This window comes from Archangium sp., from assembly GCF_057119385.1.
Genome location: NZ_DBNGVP010000094.1, coordinates 19,595 through 30,604, shown reverse-complemented (window position 1 = coordinate 30,604; position 11,010 = coordinate 19,595). Strand labels below are relative to the sequence as shown.

The 11,010-nt window shown below is 70.3% G+C and carries 9 protein-coding genes; 5 read left to right on the top strand and 4 right to left on the bottom strand.

The genetic code is table 11. The features are described from left to right. Positions 1–270: 270 nt before the first annotated feature. On the top strand, positions 271–762 hold the full coding sequence (tpx, locus tag AC16DP_RS23040; protein ID WP_329734551.1) for a thiol peroxidase: 492 nt from the start codon (positions 271–273) through the stop codon (positions 760–762). 73 nt (positions 763–835) lie between these two features. Here tpx and AC16DP_RS23035 read toward each other — a convergent pair whose 3' ends face one another. Beyond that, positions 836–1,105 carry a sulfurtransferase gene (locus AC16DP_RS23035; RefSeq protein ID WP_329734550.1) on the bottom strand — a complete coding sequence of 90 codons (270 nt, stop codon included), beginning with the start codon at positions 1,103–1,105 and terminating at the stop codon, positions 836–838. 278 nt (positions 1,106–1,383) lie between these two features. Between AC16DP_RS23035 and AC16DP_RS23030 the strand changes: the two genes are divergently transcribed. Next, positions 1,384–3,690, top strand: a complete 2,307-nt coding sequence (locus tag AC16DP_RS23030) for an Ig-like domain-containing protein (RefSeq protein WP_329734549.1) — start codon at positions 1,384–1,386, stop codon at positions 3,688–3,690. A 21-nt stretch (positions 3,691–3,711) separates the two neighbouring features. Then, positions 3,712–4,551 carry a class I SAM-dependent methyltransferase gene (locus AC16DP_RS23025; RefSeq protein WP_329734548.1) on the top strand — a complete coding sequence of 280 codons (840 nt, stop codon included), beginning with the start codon at positions 3,712–3,714 and terminating at the stop codon, positions 4,549–4,551. A 19-nt stretch (positions 4,552–4,570) separates the two neighbouring features. Here AC16DP_RS23025 and AC16DP_RS23020 read toward each other — a convergent pair whose 3' ends face one another. After that, on the bottom strand, positions 4,571–5,479 hold the full coding sequence (locus tag AC16DP_RS23020; protein ID WP_329734547.1) for a flavodoxin domain-containing protein: 909 nt from the start codon (positions 5,477–5,479) through the stop codon (positions 4,571–4,573). A gap of 136 nt (positions 5,480–5,615) precedes the next feature. Between AC16DP_RS23020 and AC16DP_RS23015 the strand changes: the two genes are divergently transcribed. Together AC16DP_RS23015 and AC16DP_RS23010 are read left to right on the top strand one after the other, a co-directional pair. Then, positions 5,616–5,852, top strand: coding sequence for a mersacidin/lichenicidin family type 2 lantibiotic (locus AC16DP_RS23015; protein ID WP_329734546.1), 237 nt, complete (start codon positions 5,616–5,618; stop codon positions 5,850–5,852). 29 nt (positions 5,853–5,881) lie between these two features. After that, positions 5,882–9,109, top strand: a complete 3,228-nt coding sequence (locus AC16DP_RS23010; protein WP_329734545.1) for a type 2 lanthipeptide synthetase LanM family protein — start codon at positions 5,882–5,884, stop codon at positions 9,107–9,109. 1 nt (position 9,110) lies between these two features. On the opposite strand, the gene AC16DP_RS23005 is transcribed toward AC16DP_RS23010, so the two are convergent. Next, positions 9,111–9,803, bottom strand: coding sequence for a WecB/TagA/CpsF family glycosyltransferase (locus AC16DP_RS23005; protein WP_329734544.1), 693 nt, complete (start codon positions 9,801–9,803; stop codon positions 9,111–9,113). Between the two features lie 229 nt (positions 9,804–10,032). Then, a complete protein-coding gene (gene fruA / locus AC16DP_RS23000) occupies positions 10,033–10,722 on the bottom strand; it encodes a response regulator transcription factor FruA (RefSeq protein ID WP_329734543.1) in 690 nt (229 codons plus the stop codon). Positions 10,723–11,010 lie beyond the last annotated feature (288 nt).

Sequence of the window (11,010 nt, the reverse complement as noted above, 5' to 3'; positions counted from 1 at the left end):
TTCCGGCTGGCGGCCTCCTTTGCCGGGCGGGGTTTGAACCCGCAGGGTCCCTTCGTGAAGTTTCCGCTCCTACATCGCTTCCTCCTCACCCAGGCTTCGCCTGGCGCACTCCAACAGTTGGACAACTTTGGAATGACCGCGCCCGGGAGGTGAGCCTCCGGTCCATCGCCGAACCGTCCACCCCGCGTCAGTGGAACCCTGTTCCACTGGCGCTCCCCCCACGAGTGCCATTACGACCGGTGCCCCCTCACCTCGAAGGAGACGCACCTCATGGCCCAGATCACCCTGAAGGGAAACCCCATCCAGACCGCAGGCAACCTGCCCACCGTCGGCGCCCAGGCGCCGGACGCCACGCTCACTGGCGTGGACCTCGCCGACAAGAAGCTCTCGTCCATCCCGGGCAAGCGCGTGCTCAACATCTTCCCCAGCATCGACACCGGGGTGTGCGCGACGTCGGTGCGCACCTTCAACAAGCGCGCGACCGAGAAGCCCAACGTCACCGTCATCAACGTCTCCATGGACCTGCCCTTCGCGCTCAAGCGCTTCTGTGGCGCCGAGGGCATCGAGAAGGCGCTGACCTTCTCGGGCTTCCGCGGTGACTTCGGCAAGCAGTACGGCGTGACCATCAAGGATGGCGGCCTCGCGGGTCTCTACTCGCGCGCGGTCGTCGTGCTCGACGAGAACGGCAAGGTGCTCCACACCGAGCAGGTACCCGAGATCGGCCAGGAGCCGAACTACGACGCGGCCCTCGCGAAGCTGTAGTCCGCACCTGCCAGCAGCGGACTCATCGGTGGAGGAGGCGGCGGGTGCTGGTAGGCGGCTGGAGGAGTCCCATTCAGGACCCTTCACCGCCGGGCGATGCGCCCTTCACCATCGGCCGCCCGCCGCGGCACCACTCGCTCCACGAGCCGACGTAGAGCCTGGCGCCCGTGAGCCCCGCGTGCTCCAGGGCGAGCAGCGTGTGGCACGCCGTGACTCCCGAGCCACAATGCACGATCACGTCCGAGGGCTCGCGCTCGCCGAGCACCGCCCGGTACTTCCGGGGGCGGCAGGAAGCGCCCGTCCGGACCGAGGTTGCTCGCGAGGTCCTGCTCGAGATCGACATGGAGTGCGCCTTCGAGGTGCCTTTCCTCATACCGCGCGCGTGCGCCCGGGCCGCTCCGCGCGTCGATGAGGACGAGGTTCCGCCGCGACTCGGGCGCGACCAGCTCACGGGGATCGATCAACGGACTCGGCATGGAGTGCTCCTGGAAACTCGTCATATCTTGGATTGCCTCATCTCTTTTGAAAGTGAAAGGCTTTGGCTCAAACGGATCCACCATCAGCGGAGTCCGTGCGACTCCAACATTTCTCGGCCTCATTTGAAACGGTTACACTTCGCGTATGAGAATGCAAACCCAGTCCTTGCGTGCGATGTGGCTGGCGCCACTGCTCGCGTGCGTGTTGGCTGCTTGCGGTGGAGATCCGTCGGTCAACGCGGGCTCGGGCTCCGACGGAACGGCCGACTCCCCTCGAGACTCCGGAACGACATCGCCGACCACGGACGGAGGCACGGGCACGGGTACCGGCTCGGACGCTGGCACCGGTGATGCGGGGACCGTCGATTCCGGCACGTGCCCTGGCTCGGGCACCTGCTCGGGCGCGGACGCGGGCAGCGGCACCGACTCGGACGCGGGCACCGGTACCGACATGGATGCGGGCACGGGAACAGGGAGCGATGCTGGCACCGGCACCGACACCGACGCGGGGGTCGCGCCGCTGAGCGCGAACGCGGGTGGGGACAAGACCCTCTGCGCGGGCCAGTCCGCGTCCATCGGCCTGCCGGCGAGCGGCGGTCTGCCCCCGTACACGTATGCGTGGAGCGCGAGCCCCGCGTGCACGGGCTGCTTCGACAGTGCCACCGTGGCCTCGCCCATCGTGACGCCCACGGTCACCACCACCTTCACCCAGACGGTCACCGACGCCCTCTTGCAGACGGCCTCCGCGGGCACCGTGGTCACCGTGCTCCCGAGCCCGGGCATCGCCGGCTCGGACATGTCCATCGACCCTGGAGCCTCCACCGTCATCGGGCCCACGCCGGTCTCCGGTGGCTCCTACACCTGGTCCTGCAACCGCGCGGATTGCGCGCTCTCGTCCGCCAACGTGGCGCAGCCGGTGGCGGGCCCCACGCGCACGACGACCTATACGCTCGATGCCAGCAGCGGGCCGGGCTGCACCACGCGCAGCACCCTCACCGTCCAGGTCAACCTGAAGGCGGACACCGTGCCGCTGGACGGAGAGACGGCCTTCCCGCTGACCTCGGCGCTGCTCGTCCAGTTCGACCAGCCCATCAACCCGGCCACCCTCTCCTCCTCCACGGTGCGCGTCGAGGAGGCCCTCACCGGCACTCCGGTGACGGTGAACCTCTCCTACGACGCGGCCAAGCGGCAGCTCTGGGTGAAGCTCCCCACGGGCGCCAGCTACACCGCCCTCACGGACTACACCCTCACGCTCAAGGGCGGCGCGACGGGCATCGCCTCGGATGACGCCATCCAGCCCAACCTGTTCCCCGCGGATGTGCAGGTGGACTTCACCACGGACAACGCGCCGGACACCACGCCCCCGGCCATCACCTTCCGGAGCCCGGCGAGCGGGCTCACGGGCGTGGCCAGCAACGTCTCCGTCGTAGTGACCTTCAGCGAGGCGGTGAATCCCGCGACGGTGACGGGCACCCAGTTCACGCTCTCCAGCGCTGGCGGGCCGGTGACGGGCACCGTGCGCTACGACGCGGCCAGCTGGACGGCCACGTTCACCCCGTCGGCCGCGCTGGCCGCCAACACCGTCTACACGGCCTCTCTCTCGAACGTGCAGGACCTCTCCGGCCTCTCCATCGCCGCGACGAGCTGGACCTTCACCACCGGCACGGCGCCGGACACCGCGCCGCCCACGGTGACGGCGGTGAGCCCGGCGGCGGGAGCCTCGTCCGTGGCGTCCTCGGATCCCATCCTGGTGACGTTCAGCGAGAACGTGGACATCGCGACCCTCACGGGCCTGCGGCTGCTCCAGGTCTCCAATGGCACGGCCGTGGCGGGCGGCGTCACCTACAACGCCACCACCCGCGTGGCCACGTTCACGCCCTCGGTGCTGCTCGGCTCGCTGACCACCTACGAGGTGAACGTGAGCGGGGTGAAGGACCTGGCGGGCAATGCCATGACGGCGCCCTTCACCTCGCGCTTCACCACCCGGCGCACGCTCTTCGCGGACGACTTCGAGGGTGGTGCGGGCGCGTGGAGCCTGCCGGCGCCCACCACCGGTGTGGCCTGGAGCCTCACCACCGCCAACTTCCACAGCTCGAATCACAGCCTCACCGACAGCGCGGTGGGCAAATACCTGAGCAACGTCGTGAGCTACGCCGAGCTGGCGGCGCCGTTGAGCGTCTCGGGCCTCTCGTCGGTGTCGGTGCAGTTCTGGATGAAGGCGCGCACGGAGCGGAACAAGGACTTCGTCTCCGTGGAAGCCAGCGTCGACGGAGGCGCCTGGACGCCGCTCACGGCCAGGCGGTACACGGGCAACCTGTCGTGGGCGGTGCGCTCGCTGAACCTGCCGCTCTCGGGCAAGTCGACGCTGCGCATCCGCTTCCGCTTCGAGTCCAACGCCACCAAGAACTTCGACGGCGTGTACGTGGATGACATCATCATCCAGTCGCCCTGACGTCAGGGCGCTGGAGCATCCATGACCACACCCCCGCCGCAGCCGCAGAGCATCTGGCCCGAGCGCATCGCCATCGTCCGCAAGTACCACGACATGGAGTCCCGGCTCACGGCGCCCGTCAGTGAGCGGATGCTCGACCTCGCCGGGCTCCGGCCCGGCATGCGGGTGCTCGATGTGGCGTCGGGCATGGGCGAGCCTTCGCTCCGCGCCGCGCAGCGGGTGGGCCCCTCCGGCTTCGTGCTGGGAACGGACCTGGTCGACGGCATGCTCGAGGTCGCGCGGGAGCAGGCACGCGCCCTGGGCCTGTCCAACATCGAGTTCCGTGCCGGAGATGCGGAGACGCTCGAGCTGCCGGAGGAGTCCTTCGATGCGGCGACCGTGCGCTGGGCGTTGATGTACATGCCCCGGCCCGAGCGGGCGCTCGAGCGGATCTGGCGAGCGCTCCGGCCCTCCGGGCGCCTGGTGTGTACGACCTGGGGAGGACCCGAGCAGGTGGAGTACTCGTCACTGCCGCGCAGGACCATGGCCCGCTTCCGTCCCCTCCCCCCGGTCGAGCCCGACACCCCGAGTGTGTTCCGCTACGCCGACCCCGAGCGCTTCCGCACGGTATTGGAGGGCAGCGGGTTCGCGGTGGAGCACGTCGAGCCCATGCACATCCCCGTGATGGAGGCGGCGGATGGCGCGGGCGTGGTGCAATGGATCCGCTCATTCGGAGGCCCCGTGGCGAAGCTCGCCCAGGAGCTGACGCCGGAGGAACAACGAGCCTGGGAGGAGGAGGTCATCCGCGAGTGCGAGCGCTACCGGACAGGAGGGAAGGTCCAGCTCGGCGGAGTGACATGGCTCTTCGTGGCGAGGAAGTGACCCCGCGCCACCGAGCGGCTCAGGCCTTGACCTGCTTCGCCGCGCGCACGGTCTCCGGCATCATCGCCATCATCTCGCCGACCGCCCAGGTGGTGAGGAAGACGAGGACGAGGGGCAACCACACGGCGAGGATGCTCGAGAACATCGCGACATCGCGCTGCACGAGCCCGGCGACGATGACCAGGTCGAGCAGGGCCACGAGGGCCGTCCAGACAACGGCGGTCGGCAGGGGCTCGCGTGCGCCGCGGACGCGGAAGTAGTGCCAGCCGACGGCGCTGAAGATGAACGGGACGGCGAGGGTGTGGACGATCCGTGCGGCCGTGATGCCGATGAGCGGGGAAAGGACGGCCAGGATGACGGCGCCAACCGCCCATCCCAGGACGCCGTGAGCGAGCAGGCGCGGGAGGGCAGCCGCGCGGTGCGGGACGGGCGTACCAGGTGCGGCGTGGGGGAGCTCGATGGCGAGCCTGTCCGCCCAGGCCCGGATGTGCTCGGGGTTGCGCCAGTCACCGCTGTGCTCCTTGGCCATGGCACTGGCGGGGAATCCCTTGGCGTCACGCTCGAGCCGGCCGCCGAAGGTGATGTGGCCTCGCGCGCCCACCCGTTCGGCGAGCACGCCCACCTGCCGGGTGGCCGGAATGTCCTGATGCTCAGCGGAGTCGTCGAGCGGCCCGCTGGAGAAGAACCAGACGGGCACCTGGCGAAGCCGCGAGAGGTGACGTCCGACGAACCAGCGCACGTTGGAGGGCCAGCGGTTGGCGTAGAGCGCTCCGCCGACAATCACCGCGTCGAACGTGTCGAGTCGCGAGACCTTGCCCACGGAGGTGACCTCGACGTCGAAGCCGTGCCGTTCGAGCGCATCACCGAGAATCCGGGCAATCCCCTCGGTGCCGCCGTGTTTCGAGCCCCAGGTGACGAGTACACGCATGGCGACCTCCGTCCTTCACGGGACAAGGTGCACATCGAGCGCCAGCGCGTCCACGCGGCCGTGTCACATCCAGGGCCCTCGCACTCCAACCGGGTGCCGGAAGAGAACCCCCCGGCGCCAACCTGGAGTGAACGAAATGAAGAAGGAATGGATTGTCCGTGCCTGGAAGGACCCCGCGTTCCGCGCCAGCCTCTCCGCCGAGGAGCGGGCCTCCCTCCCCGAGTCTCCCTCGGGCCGGGCGTTGACCGAGCTCGACGAGAGCGAGTTGCTCGGCGTCACCGGCGGAAGGGCCGCCCTGGAGCCCTCCACCGGCTGTACCGATGGCGTGCCGACGTGCGGCATCGTCCTGTGCAGCAACCTCGAGGTGGCCTGAGCGTTTCCCCGGACCCCAGGTGACCCTCCATGCAAGTCATTGCTCCTGTCTTTCCCTGGCAGAAAGCCGCGTTCCTTCACGAGCGGGCCACCGCGAAGCACGAGGACCCCCCTCCGGGGAGTGAGCCGGACCTCCAGGAAGCCGAGCGCCGGGCGAGCGCCTGGCGTCAGCTCATGGCGGGAGACGAGGCGACGCTCGACGAGCGGCTGCGGAGCGTCGGGCTCGACCGGGAGGACTTCCTGCGGATCCTCGTCCGGTCGGGGCACCCCGGGGAGACCTCCGAGGACAGTGGCTCCTGGGTGTCCCTCATCGAGGAGGTCATCGAGCAGCGGCACGCCGGAGAGCCGCTGCCTCCCTCGCTCCAGCCTCCCTCCGGTCCGGGGCAGCCCGGGCTGGCGTTCTCCGGCTTCCTCCAACCCTTCATCCGGCTCGCCGCCGCGAGGCTGCGGACGGTCACCGCCGCGCTGCAGGCCCGTTTCGGGCTGGAGCTCCCGCTGCTGACTCCCGAGGCCGAGGCCTCGCTGCTCGAGAGCCTGGCTCGCCGGCTCCAATCCCTGTCCACCCGGACCCTCATCCTCGAGCTCAACGTGGCGCGGCTCATGGAGGAGCTCCCCGGCGACACGCCCCAGGAGCGCTTCCACCACTTCTCCACCATGCGGCTCCAGGATCCACGGGTGCTCGTCGCCCTGCTGGAGGAGTACCCGGTGCTCGCCCGCCTGCTCGCCACCAGCACCGAGCGGTGGCTCACCGTGAGCCTGGAGCTCCTCGAGCGCCTCGCCAGTGAGCGGGAGCAGCTCGGCCACACCTTCCTCCGCGGCCAGGACATCGGCTCCCTGGTGGGCCTCCAATCGGGCGTCTCGGACCTGCACCGCGAGGGGCGGAGCGTGGTCCTGCTGCGCTTCAGCTCCGGCCTGCGGCTCGTCTACAAGCCGAAGTCGCTCGCGGTGGACGTCCGTTTCCAGCAGCTCCTCCAGACCCTGAACACGTGGGGAGCACGCTACCCCCACCGCGTGCTCACCGTGCTGGACCGGGGCACCCATGGCTGGGTCGAATACGTGGAAGCGGCGGGCTGTGACTCGCGCGAGGCGCTCCAGCGCTTCTACTGGCGGCAGGGCAGCTCCCTGGCCCTGCTCCACCTGCTGGCGGCGGTGGACTTCCACCTGGAGAACCTCATCGCCGCGGGCGAGTACCCCGTGCTCGTGGACCTGGAGGCGCTCTTCCACCAGCGGCTCGTCCTGGAGGCGGGGGACTCGGCCATGCAGCGCGCCTGGGGCGAGCTGGATCGCTCCATCATCTCCGTGGGCATGTTGCCCATGCTCATCTTCGGCCGGGCGGGCCGCGCGGGCGTGGACATGAGCGGACTGGGCGGCGAGGCCGGACAGCTCTCGCCCCACCCCATGCCCATGGTGGAGGACGCCTACAGCGACACCATGCGCCTGGTGCGCCGCCAGGGCCGCACCTCGGGCTCCAGCAACCGTCCCCTGCTCCAGGGCCAGCCCGTGGATCCCGCCGGCTTCACCGAGGACATCGTCCAGGGCTTCGAGGAGACGCACCGGCTGCTGCGCCAGCACCGCGAGGCGCTCGGCACCCGCCTCCAGGCCTTCGCCGGCGTGGAGGTCCGCCACATCGTGCGCGCCACCCAGCGCTACGCCCTGCTGTTGCAGGAGAGCGTCCACCCCGACTTCCTGCGCGAGGGCCTGGAGCGCGACAAGGTGCTCGACAACCTCTGGGCCGAGGCCTCGCTGGTGCCCGCGCTGCGGCGGCTCGTGCCCTCGGAGCACGCGGACCTGCGGCTGGGGGACATTCCCCTCTTCACCACGCGCCCCGGCCAGCGCCACCTGTGGAGCAGCACCGGCGAGTGCATCCGCGACTACTTCGCGCGTGACAGCCTGTCCGAGGTGCGCGAGCGGCTCGCGCGGATGGACGAGAAGGACTGTGCCTCGCAGGTCTCCCTCATCCGCAAGTCGATGGTGTCGCTCGACAAGGGCCGGGGCACCGCGCGTCCCGCCGCGCGCACCACCCCGCCCCCTTCCCTTCCGCCCGCCTCGCGTGAGGAGTGCCTCGCCGCCGCAGTCTCCCTCGGAGAGCAGCTCGCGGCCAGGGCGATCCGGGGCAGGACGGATGTGTCCTGGATTGGCATGAGCCTGGAGGATCTGGGGCAGTGGCGCTGGAGCCTCTCGCCCCTGGGGACGGACCTGTATGAGGGCGTCGGCGGAGTCTCCCTCTTCCTCGCGTACCTCGCCCGGGAGACGGGACGCGCGGACTTCGAGCAGCTCGCCCGCGCGGGCCTGGAGACCATCCGCGACGCCTGGCGCAACCCCGACCCGAGCGACGCCGGCGTGGGCGCCTATGTCGGCCGGACCTCCTCCGCGTACGTGCTCGCCCACCTGTCCGCGCTCTGGAACCAGCCGGCGCTGCTGGACGAGGTGATCTCCGGACTCCCCGCGCTGGAGCCCCTCATCGACGCCGACACCCGGTTGGATCTCCTCAGCGGCTCCGCGGGCTGCACGCTCGTCCTGCTGGGGCTGCATGCCCGCACCAGGGACTCGCGGCTGCTGGACGCGGCGAGACGGTGCGGCGAGCGGCTCCTCGTCACCGCGCAGCCGTGCCCGGAAGGCGGCGTGGGCTGGAGGGGCCCCGCGGCGCAGCGGCCCCTGTCGGGCTTCTCCCACGGCGCGGCGGGCATCGCGTACGCGCTGCTGGCGCTGGCCTCCGCCACGGGCGACACGCGCTACCGGGACCTCGCGGATCAGGCGCTCGCCTACGAGCGCGCGCTCTTCGTGCCGGAGCGTGGCAACTGGAAGGATCTCCGCGAGCCCGAGGCGTCCACGGGAGAGGCCAACCCCGGCTTCATGGTGACGTGGTGCCATGGCGCGCCGGGCATCGCGCTCGGGAGGCTGTGCTCGCTGCGGTACCTGGACGGCCCGGAAGTCCGCGCGGAGCTCGAGACGGCGCTCGCCACCACCCTGCGCGAGGGCTTCGGCGGCGGCCACTGCCTCTGCCATGGGGACCTGGGCAACGTGGAATCACTGCTGCTCGCGAGCGAGGTGCTCGGCGACTCCCGGTGGAGCCACGCCGCGAGGGAGCGCGCGGCCCACATCCTCCACCAGGGGCGGACACGCGGCTGGCTGTGCGGACTGCCCCGGGGTACGGAGACTCCGGGACTCTTGATGGGACTGGCCGGTATCGGCTACGGCCTGCTGCGGCTGGCGGCACCGGAGCGCGTGCCCCCGGTGCTCACCCTGGCCATGCCCTGAGTCAGCGCCGCGAGGCCGCGAGCACGCGCAGGAAGGCCAGGCTCCGGCGCAGCCACCGCACCGGGGCCAGCACCGAGGCCCACAGCGTCCGCCGGTGGCGAGGCGCCCAGGGCCTGTCCAGCAGCGACTCCAGCGCCCGGCCCGTGCCCACCACCACCGCCGAGTGCAACGACGCGGCGGCGGACTGGCAGAACAGCTCCTGCTTCGGCGTCGCCATGGACACCAGCACCAGGTCCGGACGCGTCAGGGCCAGGCCATCCATCAGCCGCTCCACGCCCGGCCCCCGCCCGTCCTCGGGCACACCCGGGGCGGCCACGCCCACGGCGAGCAACCCGTACCTGTCCCTCAGCGCGCACGCGGTCCACTCGGCCAGCCCGGGCTGATCCGACACCACGAGCACCCGCCAGGCCCGCGCACGGGCCAGTCCGGCCAGCGCCGTCAACCACCGCGCCCCCGGCTCCGGCAACGACTCACCGAGCACCCGCGCCGCGCGCACCAGGGCCGTGCCACCCGCGAGCGACAGCTCCGCCGTGGCGAGTGCCTCGCGCAACGGTGCGTCCCGCTCGGCGCGGACGATCTGCTCCACATCGGGCGTGACGACCCGGCCACCCCGGCCGGTGGCCACGAACCGCTCGATGCACGCGAGCACCTCGTCGAGGCTCCCCATGTCCAGGGGAACCTGACCGATGCGCATGCGCGGGAAGGCCCGCCCGGGCTCCCGTTCCACCCTCCGCGGTACTGGAAGCGCGAGACTCCCTGGCGGCGTTTCCAGCCCGACAACCCCGTTCATCACCCTCCTCCTCCTGGCGCCCTCGATGGGCTGGGACAGTGGTGTCACGCACCACGATCTGCCAGGGGGGTCTGACGAATGAATGACCGGACACTGACGACAGAGTGACATCCGCCGTCAGATGCCTGGAGCGCTAGAGATCCGGCGGAGGCCGGACACCCAGGTGACACGCGCGCAACGCCAGCTGGGTCCGATTCTCCGCGCCCAGCTTCCGGTACAGCTGTGTCACGTGCGACTTGACCGTCCGCTCGGCGATCTGCAGGTGGGCGGCGATCTTCAGGTTGTCCGCGCCCCCCGCCACGTACTGGAGCACCTCGCGCTCGCGCTGCGTGAGGGTGAGCAGGACGCTCGCCGTGGACGAGGCCACCGGTGGATGCTCGAAGTCGTTGCGCAAGAGTTGCACGGGGAAGAGCTTCTCCCCGCGCACCAGCGCATTGACAGCGGTGCACACGGCGTTCGTCGTCAGGCTCTGCCGGAAGAGGTAGCCCGAGGCCCCCTCGTCGAAGCACTGCGAGATGAAGTCCTGGGCATGCGCCGAGGACAACACGAGCATCCGCACCTCCAGCCTGCGCTTGCGCGCCTCACGCAGGAGGTTCAGCCCTTCCGTGGCCGGACAGCCCAGGTGCGCGTCGCCTTCCGGCTCCACGTCCAGGATGGCCACCTGCGGCGGATCCGTCCCGATGCCGTCGAGGAGCGTCCTCACGTCCCGGGTCACCCACAGGACCTGAAGCCCTTCCCCTCTCAGCCCATCGGCCAGCCCCTGATAGACCGCCCACGGTCCTTCCAACAATCCAACCCGCACTTCCGCCTGATTCGTTGCCATGCGAGGGCCCCCCAGCCGTCATGGCGTACACATACATTCGAGACACACTGCACCCGGTCATGGAAACACTCGCGGCTCCTGATGTGGTTCGAGCACGTCCCTCCGCGAGGGTCTTCGTCCTACCGGTCAGCACCTTCCACCTGTTGAGACCTGTTTTCTCTCTCCTGAGTCGCACCTCCGACGTCCACTGGAAAGATTCGACCCATCACGACCACCGGTTCACCCACTGTGTGACCGGCGTTGCCCACGAATGTCCATCGGTATGGCATCCGTCCAGTCGCGATCCAC

Bases quoted from the DNA above. Each gene is read 5' to 3' on its own strand.
- AC16DP_RS23005 (WP_329734544.1), bottom strand. From the start codon at position 9,803: ATGCGCATCGGTCAGGTTCCCCTGGACATGGGGAGCCTCGACGAGGTG.
- AC16DP_RS23030 (WP_329734549.1), top strand. From the start codon at position 1,384: ATGAGAATGCAAACCCAGTCCTTGCGTGCGATGTGGCTGGCGCCACTG.
- AC16DP_RS23025 (WP_329734548.1), top strand. From the start codon at position 3,712: ATGACCACACCCCCGCCGCAGCCGCAGAGCATCTGGCCCGAGCGCATC.
- AC16DP_RS23035 (WP_329734550.1), bottom strand. From the start codon at position 1,105: ATGTCGATCTCGAGCAGGACCTCGCGAGCAACCTCGGTCCGGACGGGC.
- AC16DP_RS23020 (WP_329734547.1), bottom strand. From the start codon at position 5,479: ATGCGTGTACTCGTCACCTGGGGCTCGAAACACGGCGGCACCGAGGGG.
- fruA (WP_329734543.1), bottom strand. From the start codon at position 10,722: ATGGCAACGAATCAGGCGGAAGTGCGGGTTGGATTGTTGGAAGGACCG.
- AC16DP_RS23015 (WP_329734546.1), top strand. From the start codon at position 5,616: ATGAAGAAGGAATGGATTGTCCGTGCCTGGAAGGACCCCGCGTTCCGC.
- AC16DP_RS23010 (WP_329734545.1), top strand. From the start codon at position 5,882: ATGCAAGTCATTGCTCCTGTCTTTCCCTGGCAGAAAGCCGCGTTCCTT.
- tpx (WP_329734551.1), top strand. From the start codon at position 271: ATGGCCCAGATCACCCTGAAGGGAAACCCCATCCAGACCGCAGGCAAC.